Consider the following 18,380-nt stretch of genomic DNA (forward strand, 5'->3'; position numbering starts at 1 on the left):
AATAACAGCGCTTGCAAGGCAGCTTTTTGTCCATCCGCACAGCGTCCGGCTTAGCGGATCACGCGGTCTTTTCGAATTTCAGGTCCCAGACACCATGGCCCAAGCGCTCGCCGCGGCGTTCGAACTTGGTGATCGGCCGCTCGGTCGGCCGCGGCACGTAGGTACCGTCCGCTGCTTGATTGCGATAGCCAGGGGCTGCATTCATCACTTCCAGCATGTACTCGGCATAGGGTTCCCAGTCCGTGGCCATGTGGAACACGCCGCCGGGCTTGAGCTTGCGCCGTACCAACTCGGCGAACGCCAGCTGGACGATGCGGCGCTTGTGGTGGCGCGCCTTGTGCCAAGGGTCAGGGAAGAACAGCATCAGGCGGTCAAGGCTGTCGTCGGCCACGCAACGGTTCAATACCTCGATGGCATCGCAATCGTATACCCGCAGGTTGGTCAGCCCTTGGGTGAGCACGCCATTGAGCAGCGCCCCAACGCCTGGGCGATGGACCTCGACACCGATGAAGTCCTGCTCAGGCGCAGCGGCGGCCATTTCCAGCAGGGAATGACCCATGCCGAAGCCGATTTCCAGCGTGCGCGGTGCCGAGCGGCCGAAGACCTGGTCGTAGTCGACCGGGCTGTCCGCCAGCGGCAGGATGTACAGCGGCCCACCCTGGTCCAGGCCGCGCTGCTGGCCTTCGGTCATGCGCCCGGCACGCATCACGAAGCTCTTGATGCGGCGGTGTGGGCGGGCGTCGCCGTCGGCGGCGTTCGGCAGATCTTGCGAATCAGTCATCAGGGGCTCTTACTTGATCAGACCATCCAGCGGCGAAGAGGCGCTGGCATAGAGTTTCTTGGGCATGCGACCGGCCAGGTACGCCATGCGACCCGCCACGATGGCGTGCTTCATGGCCTCGGCCATCAATACCGGTTGCTGGGCATGGGCGATGGCCGAGTTCATCAGCACCGCCTCGCAGCCCATTTCCATGGCGATAGTGGCGTCGGAGGCAGTGCCTACGCCAGCATCCACCAGCACCGGTACTTTGGATTCTTCGAGGATGATCTGCAGGTTGTAGGGGTTGCAGATGCCAAGCCCCGTACCGATCAGGCCAGCCAGGGGCATGACGGCGATACAGCCGGCTTCGGCCAGTTGGCGGGCGATGATCGGGTCGTCGCTGGTGTAGACCATCACGTCGAAGCCATCCTTGACGAGCACCTCGGCGGCCTTGAGGGTTTCGATTACGTTGGGGAACAGGGTTTTCTGGTCGGCCAGCACTTCCAGCTTGACCAGGTTATGCCCATCGAGCAGCTCCCGGGCCAGGCGGCAGGTACGCACCGCTTCGACGGCGTCATAGCAGCCGGCAGTATTGGGCAGAATGGTGTAGCGGTCCGGTGGCAGTACGTCCAGCAGGTTCGGCTCGCCCGGGTTCTGACCAATGTTCGTGCGGCGCACCGCGACAGTCACGATCTCGGCACCCGAGGCCTCGATGGCCTGGCGGGTTTGCTCCATGTCACGGTACTTGCCGGTGCCTACCAGCAGGCGCGACTGGAAGGTACGCCCGGCCAGGGTGAAGGGCTTGTCGCTGCGAACGTTGCTCATCGTTGTTCCTCGGGAAAAGGTTGCTGGGCCTGCGGTTGGGTTGCCGACAGCGGTCAGCCGCCGCCGATCGCGTGCACCACTTCGACCTGGTCGCCATCGCTCAGCGCGGTGGTGTCATGCTGACTGCGCGGCACGATGTCCTGATTCAGCTCCACCGCCACGCGGCGGCCAGCCAGCTCAAGGCGGGCCAGTAGCCCGGCGACGCTTTCGCCAGCAGGCAATTCGTAGGGTTCACCGTTCAGTTGGATACGCATGCTCACGGCCACCATTGTTCTTTGGGGCCCGCATTCTAGCGCCGAAAGGCCGCGCAACCCAAGGCCACCGCACGCCATTAGTCGTTAATGTGGACTGGGCAGTCAGCCCAGTCGCCACGCGGCGAGCCCAAGGCAAAGCCACCCTGCCAGGAAGCACAGGCCACCGATGGGCGTGATCATGCCCAGCTTGCTGATGCCGGTCAGCGTCAGCAGGTACAGGCTGCCGGAGAACAGCACGATACCCAGCACGAACAGATAACCGGCCCAACCCACCAGCCGGCCAGGCAGATGGACCGCCAGCAATGCCACGCCAAACAGCGCCAGCGCGTGAACCAGTTGGTAGGTGACACCGGTGTGGAAAATAGCCAGGTAGTCAGCGCTAAGTCGATTTTTCAGGCCGTGGGCTGCAAAGGCGCCCAGGGCCACGCCGGTAAAGCCGAAAAAAGCGGCAAGCATCAGGAAGCTGCGAAGCATGGGACGACTCCTCGAATCGGGTCTGTATAATGGCCCTTCCCAAACGTCCGGCCAAGCCACCCTATGCTGCGAAACCTTCTCCGACGTCTTCTGCGCGCCCTGCTCTGGTTTGCTGCCGTCAGTATCGTGCTGGTTATGGTGTTTCGCTGGGTGCCCCCGCCCGGTACGGCGTTGATGCTCGAGCGCAAGGTGCAATCGTGGGTGAGCGGCGAACCGATTGACCTGCAGCGCGAATGGGTGGGTTGGGACCATATCTCCGATGACCTCAAGGTGGCGGTCATCGCTGGCGAAGACCAGAAGTTCGCCAACCATTGGGGGTTCGACATACCCGCCATCCAGGCAGCCCTGGCTTTCAACGAGCGTGGCGGTAGCGTGCGCGGGGCCAGCACCCTGACCCAACAGGTGGCCAAGAATCTGTTCCTGTGGCCGGGGCGCAGCTGGCTGCGCAAGGGGCTGGAAGCATGGTTCACCGGCTTGATCGAGCTGTTCTGGACCAAGCAGCGCATTCTTGAGGTCTACCTGAACAGTGCCGAGTGGGGCCAGGGTGTGTTCGGCGCCCAGGCAGCCGCTCGCCATCACTTTGGTGTGGAAGCCAGTCAACTCAGCCGGCAACAAGCCGCGCAACTGGCCGCGGTGCTGCCCAGCCCTCTCAAGTGGAATGCTGGCAAGCCAAGCCCCTACGTGGCCAGCCGCGCTGGCTGGATTCGCCGCCAGATGAGCCAGCTGGGTGGGCCCAGCTACTTGATGCAATTGGACACATCACGCAGGCCCTGAGCCTGGCACCGCGTACAGGGCAGCCATGAAAAAAGCCGCTGTCCCCTTGCAGGGCAGCGGCTTTTTGTCGAGCAGAGAACGATCAGGCAGCGATCAAGGCCTTGACCTTGTTCATCGCGTTCTTCTCCAACTGGCGAATGCGCTCGGCCGACACGCTGTATTTCTCGGCTAGCTCGTGCAGGGTGGCTTTCTCTTCGGCCAACCAGCGCTGGTACAGAATATCCCGGCTACGGTCGTCCAGACCCTGCAAGGCCTCATGAAGGTTGCTGGTGGAGTTGTCGCTCCAGTCTGCATCTTCAAGCTGTACCGCCGGGTCGTAACGGTGGTCTTCCAGGTAATGCGCAGGCGACTGGAAGGCACTGTCGTCATCGGCTTCGGCTGCTGGATCGAACGCCATGTCGTGACCGCTCAGACGGCTTTCCATCTCGCGGACTTCACGAGGCTCGACCCCCAGGCTTTCGGCAACCCGATGCACTTCGTCGTTGTTCAACCAGGCCAGACGCTTTTTCTGGCTGCGCAGGTTGAAGAACAGCTTGCGCTGGGCCTTGGTGGTCGCCACCTTGACGATACGCCAGTTGCGCAGGATGAACTCGTGAATCTCGGCCTTGATCCAGTGCACGGCGAACGACACCAGGCGCACGCCCATTTCCGGGTTGAAGCGCTTGACGGCCTTCATCAGGCCCACGTTGCCTTCCTGGATCAGATCGGCCTGGGCCAGCCCATAACCGGCATAGCTACGGGCGATATGCACGACGAACCGCAGGTGGGCCATTACCATCTGCCGAGCAGCTTCGAGGTCCTGCTCGTAATAGAGACGCTCAGCCAGATCACGCTCCTGCTCGACAGTCAGCAGCGGGATGCTGTTGACCGTATGCACGTAGGACTCCAGGTTTGCACCGGGGACCAGGGCATACGCAGGTTGCAACGATGTGGTCATTCAAGAACCTCCGACTTACTGAACTCGCGCTTTTCAGGCGCTGCCTACATAGACCTGGGGCCCAGGTACAAGTTCCAACGGGCACGCCCAGGCCAATGCTGGCCAATAAAAACTATCGCGGCGCCAGCTCGTTCAAGTGGCGGGCGACTGCAATCCATGCACCGATATACCCCAACAGCACCGCTCCGATCAAGAGCGACAGACCATCGGAGGCAGGTACGCCATCCAAGGCGAAATCGCTGCCATACAGACCGGACAGGCTCACCACGGCCTCGTTCAGCCACCCCAGGCCAAATGCCAGGATGGCCCAGGCCAACAGGCCCGCGCCCAGGCCGTACAAGGCCCCCATGTACAGGAAAGGCCGGCGTACGTAAGCATCGGTGCCCCCTACCAGCTTGATCACTTCGATCTCGACACGGCGGTTCTCGATATGTAGACGAATTGTGTTGCCAATTACTAAAAGCAGCGCAGAAATGAGCATCACGGCCAGCCCGAAGACGAACCGGTCCCCAAGCTTGAGGATGGCCGCCAGCCGCTCGACCCACACCAGGTCCAGCTGCGCTACATCGACGCGCGGCAACTCCGACAGGCGCTGACGCAACGCTTCCAGGGCCGGCTTGTCGACTTCGGTCGGGGTCACCACGACTACGCCGGGCAGTGGGTTGTCGGGCAACTCTCGCAGCGCCTCGCCCAGGCCCGATTGTTGCTGGAACTCCTGCAGCGCCTGCTCGCGACTGACATACTGCGCCTCTGCTACGCCAGGCATGCCCTTGATTTCATCGCGCAACGCCTCGCCGTCACGGCTGCTGGCATCGAGCTTGAGGTACAGGGATATCTGCGCGGCGCGCTGCCAGGACCCGCCCAACTGCTCGACGTTCTTGAGCAGCAACGACAGCCCCATGGGCATGCTCAGCGCCACGGCCATCACCATGCACGTGAAGAAGCTGCCAATGGGCTGCTTGCCCAGTCGCCGTAAGCTGTCCGCCAGGCTGGCGCGATGGCTCTCGAGCCAGGCATGCATGAGCGATCGCAGGTCCGGACCGTCATCGTCGGAGCCTGCGCCACGCTTCTTCGCAGGCTGTGGGTCGGCAGGTTTAGGCGCGACGCGCTCGGAGACCTTCGGTGATCGTGTCGTACTCATTGTCCGGCCTCCCCGTCGCCGATCAGACGCCCGCGCTGCAAGGTGAGCATGCGGTGACGCATGCGCGCGATCAGGGCCAGGTCGTGGCTGGCGATCAGCACGGTTGTGCCCAATCGGTTGATGTCCTCGAACACCCCCATGATCTCCGCAGCCAGGCGCGGGTCAAGGTTACCCGTTGGCTCGTCGGCCAGCAGCAGGGCTGGCTGGTGCACGATGGCGCGGGCGATACCCACGCGCTGCTGCTGGCCGGTCGACAGGTCGGCAGGGTACAGCTCGCCTTTGTCGACCAGAGACACCCGCTCCAGCGCCGAGTCCACGCGCTTGGCGATCTCGGCCTTGGACAAGCCCAGTATCTGCAGGGGCAAGGCAATGTTGTTGAAGACCGTGCGGTCGAACAGCAACTGGTGGTTCTGGAACACCACGCCTATCTGGCGGCGCAGAAACGGGATCTGCGAATTGCTGATCTGGCCCAGGTCCTGCCCGGCCAGCATCAGTTTGCCGCTGGTAGGACGCTCCATGGCCAGCAGCAGGCGCAGCAGCGTACTTTTACCTGCGCCCGAGTGCCCGGTGACGAACAGGAATTCGCCCCGACGCGCCCGGAAACTCAGCTCGTGCAGCCCCACGTGACCGTTGGGGTAGCGCTTGGCAACCTGTTCGAATCGAATCATGGTCAGTCTCGCTCGGCGAACAGGGCCTTGACGAACGGCTCGGCCTCGAAGGTGCGCAGGTCATCGATCCCTTCACCGACACCGATGAACCGGATAGGCAGCTTGAATTGCTTGGCCAGGGCGAAGATGACACCCCCCTTGGCGGTACCATCGAGCTTGGTGAGCGCAAGGCCGGTCAGCTCCACGCTCTGGTGGAAATACTTGGCCTGGCTGATGGCGTTCTGGCCAGTACCGGCGTCGAGCACCAGCAGCACTTCGTGCGGTGCATCGGGATCGAGCTTACCGATGACGCGACGGACCTTCTTCAGCTCCTCCATCAGGTTGTCCTTGGTGTGCAGGCGCCCGGCGGTATCGGCGATCAGCACATCCACGCCCCTGGCCTTGGCTGCCTGCACCGCGTCGAAGATCACCGAAGCGGAGTCGGCGCCGGTGTGCTGCGCGATCACCGGGATGCGGTTACGCTCACCCCACACCTGCAATTGCTCGACCGCCGCGGCCCGGAAGGTGTCGCCTGCAGCGAGCATCACTTTCTTGCCTTCCATTTGCAGCTTCTTGGCCAGCTTGCCGATGGTGGTGGTTTTGCCGGCGCCATTGACGCCTACCACCAGGATCACATAGGGCTTGTTCTGCGCCGCCACGACCAGCGGCTGCTCGACAGGCCTGAGCAACGCGGCCAGCTCTTCCTGCAAGGACTTGTACAGCGCATCGGCGTCGGCCAGCTGCTTGCGAGCCACCTTCTGCGTCAGGTTCTGAACGATGGTGGACGTGGCTTCCACCCCGACGTCGGCGGTCAGCAGGCGAGTCTCGATCTCGTCGAGCAAGTCGTCGTCGATGACTTTCTTGCCCAGGAACAGGCTGGCCATGCCTTCGCCAATGCTGGCGCTGGTTTTCGACAACCCCTGCTTGAGGCGGGCGAAAAAGCCTGCTTTCACAGGCTCGGCCTGGGCGGCCTCGACGGGCGGGGCAGCCTCGGCCTCGACGTGCGGATCGACCTTGGCCGGCTCTGCAATGGGCTGGACTGCTGGCGCAGGCGCCGGGCGATCCGGAATGACCGGTGGCGCCTTGGCCTGCAGATCGGGCACAAGCGCCACGGGTTCTTCTGCAACCGGCAGCACCAGATTGCTCACGGGGGCAGGGATTTCGGCTTCAGGCACAATCGCCTGTACAGGCGCGGGCACGTGCGGTGCAGGGTCGACAACCGGCGCCGGTGCCTCGGGCGCGGCGACCTCGGGCAAGGGCTCAGGCGTCACGGGAGCAGGGGGTGTAGGCTCCGCACGCGGCGCAACGACCGGGGCCGCAGCGGCGTGCTCGTCCAGCGGCGCAGGCACCTGCGCTCGCTCGGGATCAGCTACTGCGGGCGCTTCGACAGCTGGGGATTTTTCCGCCGGCACGTCCGCTTGCGCAGGTGGCTGCGGCTTCTTGCGGAACCAGCCGAACAGGCCTTTCTTCTCGCCAGCCTCGGCCGGCGCTTTTTTGTCGTCGTTGGAACCAAACATGGAAGACGGCTATCTCAGGGTAGCGATGGCCCGCTAGGGCGCATCAGGAATTCTTTCTACGCAGAACAGACTATCTAGAAGCCGGCTGGTTCATGCGCAACGTTTTGTCTTGATGTCCTGCAGGCCAGAACGGCGACAGGCATGGTCGCCAGGCAACCGGATCAGTATCCTAGCACCTCCTGGCCTGCCGACGCTAAACCCAGCGGGCCGCCGAACAGGTTAAACACCGTATGAATGCTCTAGCCCGCCGCGCCGCTGGCCTGTTGCTCGGCACGCTGTGCCTCCCGCTTGCGGCCTTAGCCGCCGATGTGCAACCCACCCACGAATTCATCCTGGATAACGGCCTCAAAGTGGTCGTGCGCGAAGACCATCGCGCGCCAGTGGTGGTCTCGCAAATCTGGTACAAGGTCGGCTCCAGCTACGAGACGCCTGGCCAGACCGGCCTTTCCCATGCGCTTGAGCACATGATGTTCAAGGGCAGTGCCAAGGTCGGCCCCGGCGAGGCCTCGCGCATCCTGCGGGACCTGGGCGCCGAAGAGAACGCGTTCACCAGCGACGACTACACCGCCTACTACCAGGTGCTGGCGCGTGATCGCTTGCCGGTCGCCTTCGAGCTGGAGGCCGATCGCCTGGCCAGCCTGCGCCTGCCGGCCGACGAGTTCAGCCGTGAAATCGAGGTCATCAAGGAAGAGCGCCGCCTGCGCACCGATGACCAGCCCAATGCCAAGGCGTTCGAGCTGTTTCGGGCCATGGCCTACCCGGCCAGTGGCTACCACACCCCGACCATTGGCTGGATGGCCGACCTGGAGCGCATGAAGGTCGAGGAGCTTCGCCACTGGTACACCTCGTGGTATGCGCCCAACAACGCCACGCTCGTGGTGGTGGGCGATGTCACCGCCGACGAAGTCAAGGGCCTGGCCCAGAAGTACTTCGGCGCTATCCCTCGCCGGGACACACCTGCGGCCAAGCTGCCGCTGGAGCTGGCTGAGCCCGGCCAGCGCCAGCTGACCCTGCACGTGCGCACCCAGCTGCCAAGCCTGATCTACGGCTTCAACGTACCCGGCCTGCCCACGGCCCAGGACCCTCGCACGGTGCATGCCTTGCGTCTGATCTCGGCCTTGCTCGACGGCGGCTACAGCGCACGCATGCCCGCACGACTGGAGCGCGGGCAGGAACTGGTGGCCGGCGCCTCGTCCAGCTACAACGCCTTCACGCGCGGCGACAGCCTGTTCCTCATTTCAGCCACACCCAACGTGCAGAAGCAAAAAACCCTGGCAGACGTGGAAAAGGGCATCTGGCAACTGCTGGATGAACTCAAGACTACTCCGCCCACGGCAGAAGAGCTCGAGCGTGTGCGCGCCCAGGTCATCGCCGGGCTGGTGTATGACCGCGACTCAATAAGCAGTCAGGCAACCACCATAGGCCAGCTGGAAACCGTCGGGCTGTCCTGGAAGCTGATCGACAGCGAGTTGGACGAACTCAAGCGCGTTACTCCTCAGGACATCCAGCAAGCTGCCCGTACCTATTTCACCCGCGAACGCCTGAGCGTTGCCCATGTTCTGCCCGAGGAGTCCGCTCATGAGTGACCGTCGCTTGCATCGCCCCCACTGGCTGGCTACGGGTATCTGTACCTGGGCATTGACGGCTGCACTGGCCGTACCGGCACTGGCCCAGGACGCTGCCAAGGCTGGCAATGCACAAGCCCGGCAGGCCAACACTCTACAGTCCCTGGCCGAGCTTGACGGCAAGGCGCCCACCACCCGCCAGTTGAACATCCAGCACTGGAACACGGCTGAAGGCGCGCGGGTGCTGTTCGTCGAAGCCCGCGAGCTTCCGATGTTCGACCTGCGCGTGACCTTCGCCGCCGGCAGCAGCCAGGACGGTGACACACCGGGCCTGGCGGCGTTGACCAACGCCATGCTCAACGAAGGCGTAAAGGGCAAGGATGTGACGGCCATCGCCCAGGGCTTCGAGGGCCTGGGCGCAGATTTCGGCAACGGCTCGTACCGCGACATGGCCGTCGCCTCGCTGCGTAGCCTCAGTGCCAAGGACAAGCGCGACCCGGCCTTGAAGCTGTTTACCGAAGTCACAGGCAAGCCCACCTTCCCGGAGGATGCGCTCAAACGGCTCAAGAACCAGATGCTGGCCGGCTTCGAATACGACAAGCAGAACCCCGGCAAGCTTGCAGGCAAGACGCTGTTCGCCAACCTGTACGGCGAACACCCTTATGCCCATCCCAGCGATGGAACACCGCAAAGCATCACTGGCATTACCCTGGAGCAGTTGCGAGCGTTTCACGCCAAGGCCTACACGCCTGGCAATGCCGTCATCGCACTGGTGGGTGACCTGAACCGCAGCGAAGCCGAGGCAATTGCCGCGCAGGTTTCAGCCGGCCTGCCCAAAGGCCCGGCCTTGCCTGCTCCAGCCCAACCGACGGAGCCCAAGGCAGGCTTCACCCACATCGAGTTTCCGTCTCAGCAGACCCACCTGATGCTCGCAGAGCTGGGTATCGATCGCCAGGACAAGGATTGGCCAGCCCTGTCACTGGGCAATCAGATCCTCGGTGGTGGCGCGTTCGGGACGCGGCTGATGAGCGAGGTGCGGGAAAAGCGCGGCCTGACCTACGGGGTCTATTCGGCCTTCAGCCCAATGCAAGTACGCGGCCCGTTCATGATCAACCTGCAAACCCGCGCCGAGCTCAGCGAAGGGACATTGAAGCTGGTTCAGGGTATTCTGGCCGACTACCTGCGCAGCGGTCCTACCCAGCAAGAGCTGGACGATGCCAAGCGCGAGCTGGCCGGAAGCTTCCCGCTCTCCAATGCCAGCAATGCCAGCATCGTCGGGCAACTGGGCGCCATCGGCTTCTACAACCTGCCATTGAGCTGGCTGGAAGACTTCATGCAGCAGTCCCAGGCCCTGACCGTCGAACAGGTTAAAGACGCCATGAACAAGCACCTGTCTGCCGACAAGCTGGTCATCGTCACGGTTGGCCCAAAGGTGCTGCAGAAGCCACTGCCAGCCCCCACTGATAAACCCTCCGGGCAACCGCTCGGGGTACCGGAGCACTAATGCCAAGATCCAACCCTCCCGCTCGCCAGCAACCGGGCCAGAGCAAGGGCCAGGGCCACCTGCGCATCATCGCGGGCCAATGGCGCAGCCGTCGCCTGGCCGTGCCCGACGGTGAGGGCTTGCGCCCTACGCCTGACCGGGTACGCGAGACGGTTTTCAATTGGCTGGCACCCTACATCGAGGGCGCGCACGTGCTCGATGCCTTCACCGGCAGCGGAGCATTGGTGCTGGAGGCCCTGTCGCGCGGGGCCGAGGACGCCGTGGCGCTGGACAGCAACCCTGCGGCCATCGCCAACCTCAAGAACAACCTCGAGCTCCTGCGCTGCCCACGGGGGCAGATCCTGCAGACCGATGCCTTGCGTTATCTGCAAGGCCCTGCCAAAAAGCAGTTCGACCTGGTGTTCCTGGATCCACCCTTCCATCAACAGTTGCTGGCAGACACCTGCAATCTGCTTGAACAGCACCAGTGGCTGAGCGAGCAAGCATGGGTATACACCGAGAGCGAAGCGGCTCCATCGACCTTGCAGTTGCCTGCTAACTGGCGCCTGCACCGGGAGAAAAAAACCGGACAGGTGCACTACGCGCTGTGGCAACGGGGCTAGTTATATAGCGCAGGCCAGGTCTTGCATTGACTGATGCTGCTCGGGTCTCTAGCCACCCGAGCACCTCAGCATGACCGTATCACTCTCTGCGCCTTCACTGGCCGATGATGTCTCGGCGGCGCTTGCCTCTCTTGCAAGCGCCAGCCCCTCCCCTATCCAGCATTTCACGCTTGAGAACGGCCTGTCCGTCTACCTGAGGCAGCAGAGCCGAAATGCCCTCGCCGCCGTCCAGCTCTGGTACAACGTCGGTACCCGCCATGAGCCGGCAGGGCAGACCAACCTCTCGCACTTGCTCGAACACGTCATCTTCGAAGGCAGCCGCAAGCTGGAGCCTGGGCAGTACGCCAAAGTCGTTGCCCGTCTTGCAGGGCAGGCCAATGCCAGTACTCACCTCGACGCCACCTCTTTCGACATGCTGCTGCCTGCATCGCGCCTGCCCGTTGCGCTCGAACTGTTGGCAGATGCCATGGACACAGCCACATTCGGGTTGCCCGAGTTGGCACGAGGCGCCAAGGCAATCGCTGACGAACGACGCCTGAAGGTGGACGCCCAGCCCGTCCAGCAAGCCTACGACCGTCACCTGGCCTTGGCTCACGGCAGCAGCCCGTATGCGACCCCAAGCTTCGGCTCGGCGATGGATCTACAAAGCATCGACCTTCCAACGCTGCGGCAGTGGTACATCACCCATTACCGGCCTAACAACGCCACGCTCGTCGTGGTGGGCAACGTAGAACTGGAAACGTTGAAACAGCAGGTCGAAACGTACTTCGCGCACGTGGAGCGCGGCCAGCTGACAGACTCGCCTTTTCCTCGCTCAGACGCGCCATTGGCTGAACGCAGCCAGACCGTCAGCTTGCCGGGGCTTAGCCATGGTCTGTTGATGTCCTTCAACGTCCCCAGCTGTGCCACAGCCATCGATGCACTCACGAGCAAGACCCTCGAACTGATCTGTGAAGTACTGGCCGAGGGCTCCAGCGCTTGGTTGTATGCCGAACTTGTCAGGGGCCGGGGCCTGCTGACAGGCGTTGCCGCAACCTATGACCCCCTTGTACGTGGCGACACCGTACTCACCTTCTCAGCCTATGTGAACACGCTGAATGCGACCCTCGAACAAGCTGCTGACGCTATCTACGAGCAGATAGCACGCCTGCAAACCGAAGCCTTGTCCGACGAGCAGTTGCAGCGGATAAAACTGCGATTGCTCGCCCGCCAGCTTTTCTCTCTCGACAGCCCAATGGCCCAAGCCTCACAAATCGGCGCCATGGCCGCGACAGGGCAGCCAGCAACCCTGATCGACGAACATGCGCGCCTGATCTCGATCATCGATAGCGCTCGGGTGCAGCAGGTAGCGCGCACTTATCTGGGGCGTGAGCGGCTGACCACCACCTCTCTTTTACCAGGAGCGCAAGCATGACCGACGATCAGATACGCCAACCAGCACCTGTGCTGTGCCAGGGGCCTGCCATCGATGCTGCGCGTCAAGCGATGGCAAGGCTGACCTCGACCCAAACGGTCGAACTCGACCAGCCTCCTGCCCTTCTGGCCACGGCTGAGCGATGGGAGACGGCGCAAGGTACGAAGGTCAGTTTCGTAGCTGCGCACGATCGGCCCATGATTGATCTGGTGCTGCGATTCCGGGCAGGTAGTGCTCTTGATGGCGATCATCCAGGGCTGGCTGCGCTGACGCTCTACAGCCTTGATCAGGGTACCGAAACCCTCAATGCGGCGCAGTTTGCCGAGCACATGGCTTCGAGGGGCGCCATCGTGGGACGCTCGTTGAGCGAAGACAAAGCCACGATCACGCTAAGGTGCCTGAGCACACCCGGCTTGCTGCGAGCTGTTTCGCAAACGCTGGCGCAGATGCTGGCCCGCCCAGCGTTTCGCGCAGAGGACGTGGCGAAGATACGTGATCGAATAGCGCTCTACCAAGGCCGGCAAAAACTCAATCCGCTTGCACGCCTGATCAATACGACCACCGGTCATGTATTCAGCGGCCATCCGTACGCTTCGCACGCCGATGCAGCGATCATCGGCCCCTTGACCACTGACCAGATGCGGGCCTTTCATGCAAAGGCTTACTCGGCCAGTAACCTCGATATAGGACTGGTTGGCAACCTGAGCCGAGACGAGGCGGAGCAATTGGTCAATGACCTGATACGTGATTTGCCGCAGCGGTGGGCAGCGCAGCCACCGTCCATGCTGGCTGAGCAGTCGGCGCTGTTACGCCATATTACGCACCCTGGCAGTGCAATTCAGGCAATGCTCACCCTGGCCGTCCCCGTGCTACCCAGCGCCCCGGTCTATGCTGCACTGGAGTTGCTGACCGAGATTCTTGGCGGCAACTACGAGGCGCGCTTGCCTCAGGAACTGCGCCATGTGCGAGGGCTGACCTACACGGTCACTACGAAACTGAGGCACTTGGATGCGGGAACACTGTTGCACGTACACTGGGACGTCGCCCCGCAATACCGGGAATCTTCACATGCCCTGGTCGCAGGCATGCTGGATTGCCTCCATGAATTTGGACCAACTCAGGTGGAGTGCGACATGGCCGTCAACCAGATCGCTGCTCGGCTGCACCGGGAGCTGGCCGACAGCGCAAAGTTGGCAGCGACATTGGCCACGCACAGTCATCAGGGCCTGCCCGCCGATTACCTGACCACCCATCTGGACAGGCTTGCTTCATTGACCCCTGCCCACCTTCGTGAAGTGGCGCAGGTGTGGTGGCGCAACGCACCTCAGGTATTCGTCACCCTCGGCCCCGACGCCGAGCAGTCCCCTTTGCCTACGCCGGAGCCAGCACAGCGATAGGCGAGCAGGAGCACAGGCGAGTCAGTGAGAGCTGATACAGGCGCTGTTTCATGGCACTCTAGCCGGGCACATCACGAGTTACCCAGCATGCCAAGCTCCAGCGCCCTGTTTCATCCTGCCAAAGGCCTTTCCAACCCCCACCTGCAAACATTGTGGGGTCCCCTCTGGCGCAAAATCCCAGTGCTGCAACGCGACCGCGAACGCATCTGGCTGGCGGACGGGGATTTCATCGACCTCGACTGGCATGGCCCGCACCAGCCCCATGCGCCGCTGGTGCTAGTGCTTCATGGGTTGACGGGGTCATCGGGCTCACCCTATGTCAAAGGCCTGCAACAGGCGCTGCACGCACTGGGCTGGGCCAGCGTTGCAGCGAACTGGCGGGGCTGCTCTGGGGAGCCGAACCTGCTGCCGCGCAGCTACCACTCTGGCGCCAGCGAGGATCTGGCTGAAATCATCAGCCACTTGCGCGCCAAAAGGCCCCTGGCCCCCCTGTACGCGGTCGGCTACTCCCTGGGAGGCAATGTCCTGCTTAAATACCTGGGCGAACAGGGTGACGACAGCCAGTTGCAGGCAGCAGTTGCCGTCTCCGTGCCTTTTCGCCTGGACCAGTGTGCCGATCGTATCGGCCTAGGGTTTTCGAAGGTGTACCAGGCACATTTCATGCGCGAGATGCTGGCCTACGTGCAGATCAAGCAGCGCTTGTTCAAAGACCAGGGCCACCCAGAACGTCTGGCGAAGCTGGAGCAGCTCGGGCCACTGCGTGGCTTGCGCACGTTCTGGGATTTCGACGCCAAGGTCACTGCACCGCTGAATGGTTTTCAGGATGTGCACGACTATTATCGCCGCGCTTCAAGTGGCTTCTACCTGGGCCAGAACCGTACCCGGACCCTGATCATCCAGGCCAGCGACGACCCCTTCGTCTCGCCCCTGAGCTTACCAACGGCAAACGAGCTGGCCCCAGGGACCGAGCTGGAGTTGCACGCCCATGGCGGCCATGTCGGGTTCGTTGACGGCAGCCTGCGAAAACCGGGCTATTACCTGGAGCGCCGGATTCCGCAGTGGTTGCGCGAAGGTATGCAGAGGACGGCTTACTGATCGCCCGTTGCTACTGCATGCTCAGGGCGGGTGATCCATTCACTCCATGAGCCTGCATACAGTTTGCCGAGCGGGTAGCCTGCCAACGCCAACGCGAACAGGTTATGACACGCCGTTACCCCCGAACCGCAGTACGCCACCAGATGCTCGGGCGCGCGGCCCTGCAGCTGCTGCTCGAAACGTTGCCTGAGTTGCTCGGGCGGCAGAAAACGGCCATCGCTGCCAAGGTTTTCGGTGAAAGCGGCGCAGCGTGCTCCAGGAATATGCCCTGCCACTGGGTCGATGGGTTCCATGTCGCCACGAAAACGTGGCAATGCGCGCGCATCCAGCAGGGTCAGGTCTGCGCTGCCCAGGCGCTGATCCAGGCCATCGGCATCGATCAACATCGCATCATCGGGCTGGCCGCTGAAGTTGCCTTCGCGCCGGGCTGGGGGGTCCAGGCTCAATGGCAGGTGCGCGGCGTGCCAGGCGGTCAGGCCGCCGTCCAGGAGGGCAACGCCACTGCGTTTGCCCAGCCAGGCCAGCAGCCACCAACCTCGCGCCGCATAGGCGCCGGTACCGTCGTCGTACAGCACCACTTCGCTCTCGTTATCCACGCCCCATTCGCGCAGGCGGGCTACCAGCTTTTCTGGATCGGGCAGCGGGTGACGCCCTGTCACTCCCTTGCTGACCGGGCCGCTGAAGTCTCGTTCAAGGTCGGCAAAATGCGCCCCCTCGATATGACCCAGGGCGTAACTGCGCTGACCGTAATCCACATCCTCAAGGGCGAAGCGACAGTCGAGAATGACAAGGTTTGGTGAATCCAGCCGCTCAGCCAACTGCTGCGGGGTGATCAACTGCGCAAGTGACATGACAATCTCCTGATCGATGTAATCCCAGGCCCTGGCGCTAGTGCTCAAGCGCCTGAATGAACGGTACGTGAAACTCGCTGCACAAGGCTTGCACCGCTTTGCGCGCAGGCTCGGTGACGAACCCCAGCTCAAGGGCCAGCACCTGATACACGCCCCGCTTGAACGCTTCTTCACCCAGGTGCGCTGCATGCTCCCGGGTCGTGCTGAGAAAGCGCACCCATGAGGTGAGCACGATCCAGGCGTTGATGGTCAGCGACTACTGCTGCGCGGGGTTCATCGCCAGGATACCCGCCTCGACGAAACCGCGGTAAATGGCCTTGCCCTGACGCATGCAGCGTGCGGAGAAGCGCCGATAACGGGCTGCCAGCTCAGCATCGCTGCCCAGCAGATGCTCCAGATCGCGGTGCAGAAAACGGTAGTTCCACATCGCAGCCAGCAGCGCCTGCAAGTAGAACCGCTTGTCCTCCACCGCCAGCGGGCGCCCCTGTGGCGGGCGCAGAAAACTGTCTACGTGCGTTTCGTACTGGCCGAACAAAACCGCAATAATCGCCTGCTTGTTGGGGAAGTGGTAATACAGATTGCCGGGCGAGATGCCCAGGTGCGCCGCGATATGGTTGGTACTGACGCTGCGCTCGCCCGAATGATTGAACAGCTCGAGGCTGCTCTGGACGATTCTCTCGCGGGTCTTGATGGGCCGGGCCATGTCCAGCTTCCTGTATACGGAGCAGTGAAAACCGCCATGGTACGAGGTATTGCCAAGGTGTTGCACGGTACCCAAGCGCTGCGCCCTCGCACCATCGGCTGGCCCAAAGTATAGTGCCTTGGCCGGCCGCATGACTTGGCCGGGCGCAGTCGCTGCGCTACCATCCGACTCCCCAACGCACTCCAGCCAGGATGACGCGATGAACCGAGTGTTGTACCCGGGTACTTTCGACCCCATTACCAAAGGCCATGGCGATCTGGTCGAGCGCGCCTCGCGGCTGTTCGACACCGTGATCATTGCAGTGGCCGCCAGCCCCAAGAAAAACCCTTTGTTCCCGCTGGAACAACGCGTGGAGCTGGCCCGTGAGGTCACCAGGCACCTGCCCAATGTCGAAGTCATCGGCTTTTCCTCGCTGCTGGCGCATTTCGCCAAGGAGCAAGGTGCCAATGTGTTCCTTCGTGGTTTGCGTGCAGTGTCGGACTTCGAATACGAGTTCCAGCTGGCGAACATGAACCGTCAACTGGCCCCCGACGTCGAGAGCCTGTTTCTTACGCCGTCAGAGCGGTACTCGTTCATCTCGTCGACCCTGGTTCGCGAAATCGCCGCACTGGGGGGCGATATCAGCAAATTTGTGCACCCGGCTGTGGCCGATGCGCTGACTGAACGCTTCAAGAAATAAAGCCGCTGTTCCAGATCGTCGCGCCTGCGTGCACTGCAGGCGCGAATGCGGCACAATTGTGCCCATTGCGTTGAACATGCCCGGGCGCTGAGCCCCGGCCGGAGCCCCCATGTCCCTGATCATCACCGACGATTGCATCAACTGCGACGTCTGCGAACCCGAGTGCCCCAACGAGGCCATCTCCCAAGGCGAAGAGATCTACGTGATCGACCCCAACCTGTGCACCCAGTGCGTGGGTCATTACGACGAGCCGCAGTGCCAACAGGTCTGCCCGGTCGACTGCATCCCGCTGGATGAGGCGCACCCGGAAAGCCAAGAGCAGCTGATGGCCAAGTACCTGAAGATCACCGGCAAGGCCTGACGCTGCCGGCCATCGGCATGCCCGCGCCTTGCTCCTCCGTGGCGATCATCCCGAAGCGCGCAAGGCCTCAGCGCTGGCAGCGCGGGCAGAACACGCTGGCGCGTTGACCCAGCTTCACATCCCGCAGTTCGGTGCTACATACCTTGCAGGGCAAGCCGCCGCGCCCGTAGGCGAACAGTGTCTGCTGGAAATACCCTGGCTGGCCGTCACCGCCGATGAAATCGCGCAGCGTGGTGCCGCCCAGCTCGATGGCGGCCGCCAGCACGCGCTTGATCTCGATGGCCAGCTTCAGGTAACGCGCCCGCGAAATGCCACCGGCCGCGCGGCGCGGATCGATGCCGGCAGCGAACAGCGCTTCGGTCGCATAGATGTTGCCTACGCCAACGACCACGGCGTTGTCCATGATGAAGGGCTTGACCGCCATCGACCGACCGCGGGACAGCTGGAACAGTCGCTCACCGTCAAACAGGTCGGTCAGTGGCTCGGGGCCAAGTCGCAGCAGCAACGCATGATTGAGCGGGTCCTGGCTCCAGAGCATGGCGCCAAAGCGGCGCGGGTCGGTGTAGCGCAGCATCAGACCGGATTCGAGCTCGATGTCCACGTGCTCATGCTTGCCAGCCGGCAAGCCCGCCTCCACCAGCCGTAGATTACCCGACATGCCCAAGTGGCTGATCAGGGTCCCTACTTCGGCATTGATCAGCAGGTACTTGGCCCGGCGCTCGACCGTGACGATGCATTGCCCGGAGAGCCGCACGTCCAGGTCTTCCGGGATCGGCCAGCGCAAGCGGCGGTCACGCACGACCACGCGGCTGACGCGCTGCCCTTCGACATGCGGTGCAATGCCGCGCCGGGTGGTCTCTACCTCGGGTAACTCAGGCAT

The 18,380-nt window shown here is 62.8% G+C and carries 19 protein-coding genes and 1 pseudogene; 9 read left to right on the forward strand and 11 right to left on the reverse strand.

What is annotated here, in order from left to right:
• Positions 1-58 precede the first annotated feature (58 nt).
• The 4 genes from trmB to FS767_RS02625 all read right to left on the reverse strand — a co-directional run bounded on the left by trmB (position 59) and on the right by FS767_RS02625 (position 2,313).
• The gene (gene trmB, locus FS767_RS02610) at positions 59-781 is read right to left on the reverse strand and encodes a tRNA (guanosine(46)-N7)-methyltransferase TrmB (RefSeq protein WP_058602898.1); all 723 of its coding nucleotides are present in this window, start codon (positions 779-781) and stop codon (positions 59-61) included.
• A 9-nt stretch (positions 782-790) separates the two neighbouring features.
• The gene (locus tag FS767_RS02615; protein ID WP_023532295.1) at positions 791-1,585 is read right to left on the reverse strand and encodes a thiazole synthase; all 795 of its coding nucleotides are present in this window, start codon (positions 1,583-1,585) and stop codon (positions 791-793) included.
• A 53-nt stretch (positions 1,586-1,638) separates the two neighbouring features.
• A complete protein-coding gene (gene thiS / locus FS767_RS02620) occupies positions 1,639-1,839 on the reverse strand; it encodes a sulfur carrier protein ThiS (RefSeq protein ID WP_033728350.1) in 201 nt (66 codons plus the stop codon).
• A 102-nt stretch (positions 1,840-1,941) separates the two neighbouring features.
• A complete protein-coding gene (locus FS767_RS02625; RefSeq protein ID WP_027913492.1) occupies positions 1,942-2,313 on the reverse strand; it encodes a DUF423 domain-containing protein in 372 nt (123 codons plus the stop codon).
• A 63-nt stretch (positions 2,314-2,376) separates the two neighbouring features.
• Between FS767_RS02625 and mtgA the strand changes: the two genes are divergently transcribed.
• Entirely contained in the window at positions 2,377-3,087 is a 711-nt protein-coding gene (gene mtgA, locus FS767_RS02630) for a monofunctional biosynthetic peptidoglycan transglycosylase (protein WP_144964085.1), read from the forward strand.
• A gap of 82 nt (positions 3,088-3,169) precedes the next feature.
• Here mtgA and rpoH read toward each other — a convergent pair whose 3' ends face one another.
• The 4 genes from rpoH to ftsY form a co-directional block, all read right to left on the reverse strand.
• Complete coding sequence (gene rpoH, locus FS767_RS02635; protein ID WP_023532728.1) at positions 3,170-4,024, reverse strand: RNA polymerase sigma factor RpoH; 855 nt, start codon at positions 4,022-4,024, stop codon at positions 3,170-3,172.
• Positions 4,025-4,136: 112 nt separating this feature from the next.
• Positions 4,137-5,165 carry a permease-like cell division protein FtsX gene (gene ftsX / locus FS767_RS02640; RefSeq protein WP_144964086.1) on the reverse strand — a complete coding sequence of 343 codons (1,029 nt, stop codon included), beginning with the start codon at positions 5,163-5,165 and terminating at the stop codon, positions 4,137-4,139.
• Positions 5,162-5,833: a cell division ATP-binding protein FtsE gene (gene ftsE / locus FS767_RS02645; RefSeq protein WP_023532835.1), complete on the reverse strand. Its 672-nt coding sequence runs from the start codon at positions 5,831-5,833 to the stop codon at positions 5,162-5,164. Before ftsE ends, ftsX begins: the two co-directional genes overlap by 4 nt.
• 2 nt (positions 5,834-5,835) lie before the next feature.
• The gene (ftsY, locus tag FS767_RS02650) at positions 5,836-7,329 is read right to left on the reverse strand and encodes a signal recognition particle-docking protein FtsY (RefSeq protein WP_144964087.1); all 1,494 of its coding nucleotides are present in this window, start codon (positions 7,327-7,329) and stop codon (positions 5,836-5,838) included.
• 230 nt (positions 7,330-7,559) lie between these two features.
• Between ftsY and FS767_RS02660 the strand changes: the two genes are divergently transcribed.
• From FS767_RS02660 to FS767_RS02685, 6 genes are all read left to right on the forward strand, one after another.
• Complete coding sequence (locus FS767_RS02660; RefSeq protein WP_144964088.1) at positions 7,560-8,915, forward strand: pitrilysin family protein; 1,356 nt, start codon at positions 7,560-7,562, stop codon at positions 8,913-8,915.
• Positions 8,908-10,398 (forward strand): pitrilysin family protein, encoded by a 1,491-nt coding sequence (locus tag FS767_RS02665; protein ID WP_144964089.1) that lies wholly within the window; start codon positions 8,908-8,910, stop codon positions 10,396-10,398. Before FS767_RS02660 ends, FS767_RS02665 begins: the two co-directional genes overlap by 8 nt.
• Complete coding sequence (gene rsmD / locus FS767_RS02670; protein WP_058602891.1) at positions 10,398-11,000, forward strand: 16S rRNA (guanine(966)-N(2))-methyltransferase RsmD; 603 nt, start codon at positions 10,398-10,400, stop codon at positions 10,998-11,000. The genes FS767_RS02665 and rsmD overlap by 1 nt, the downstream gene beginning before the upstream one ends.
• 70 nt (positions 11,001-11,070) lie before the next feature.
• A complete protein-coding gene (locus tag FS767_RS02675) occupies positions 11,071-12,414 on the forward strand; it encodes a pitrilysin family protein (protein WP_144964090.1) in 1,344 nt (447 codons plus the stop codon).
• On the forward strand, positions 12,411-13,811 hold the full coding sequence (locus FS767_RS02680; protein ID WP_144964091.1) for a pitrilysin family protein: 1,401 nt from the start codon (positions 12,411-12,413) through the stop codon (positions 13,809-13,811). Before FS767_RS02675 ends, FS767_RS02680 begins: the two co-directional genes overlap by 4 nt.
• Before the next feature lie 87 nt (positions 13,812-13,898).
• Positions 13,899-14,906 carry a hydrolase gene (locus tag FS767_RS02685; protein WP_144964092.1) on the forward strand — a complete coding sequence of 336 codons (1,008 nt, stop codon included), beginning with the start codon at positions 13,899-13,901 and terminating at the stop codon, positions 14,904-14,906.
• Here the strand turns inward: FS767_RS02685 and FS767_RS02690 are convergent.
• Together FS767_RS02690 and FS767_RS02695 are read right to left on the reverse strand one after the other, a co-directional pair.
• The gene (locus FS767_RS02690; protein ID WP_144964093.1) at positions 14,900-15,757 is read right to left on the reverse strand and encodes a sulfurtransferase; all 858 of its coding nucleotides are present in this window, start codon (positions 15,755-15,757) and stop codon (positions 14,900-14,902) included. The two genes, FS767_RS02685 and FS767_RS02690, sit on opposite strands and share 7 nt — an antisense overlap.
• A gap of 37 nt (positions 15,758-15,794) precedes the next feature.
• A pseudogene (locus FS767_RS02695) lies at positions 15,795-16,460 on the reverse strand (TetR/AcrR family transcriptional regulator).
• 199 nt (positions 16,461-16,659) lie between these two features.
• On the opposite strand from FS767_RS02695, the gene coaD reads away from it, so the two are divergent.
• Positions 16,660-17,139, forward strand: coding sequence for a pantetheine-phosphate adenylyltransferase (gene coaD / locus FS767_RS02700; protein ID WP_023532462.1), 480 nt, complete (start codon positions 16,660-16,662; stop codon positions 17,137-17,139).
• A gap of 109 nt (positions 17,140-17,248) precedes the next feature.
• Positions 17,249-17,500, forward strand: a complete 252-nt coding sequence (locus FS767_RS02705; RefSeq protein ID WP_058602885.1) for a YfhL family 4Fe-4S dicluster ferredoxin — start codon at positions 17,249-17,251, stop codon at positions 17,498-17,500.
• A gap of 67 nt (positions 17,501-17,567) precedes the next feature.
• On the opposite strand, the gene mutM is transcribed toward FS767_RS02705, so the two are convergent.
• Positions 17,568-18,380 (reverse strand): bifunctional DNA-formamidopyrimidine glycosylase/DNA-(apurinic or apyrimidinic site) lyase, encoded by an 813-nt coding sequence (gene mutM / locus FS767_RS02710; RefSeq protein WP_144964094.1) that lies wholly within the window; start codon positions 18,378-18,380, stop codon positions 17,568-17,570.

The organism is Pseudomonas sp. DE0010 (assembly GCF_007680745.1).
In the GTDB taxonomy this organism is placed as follows: Bacteria; Pseudomonadota; Gammaproteobacteria; order Pseudomonadales; family Pseudomonadaceae; genus Aquipseudomonas; species Aquipseudomonas parafulva_B.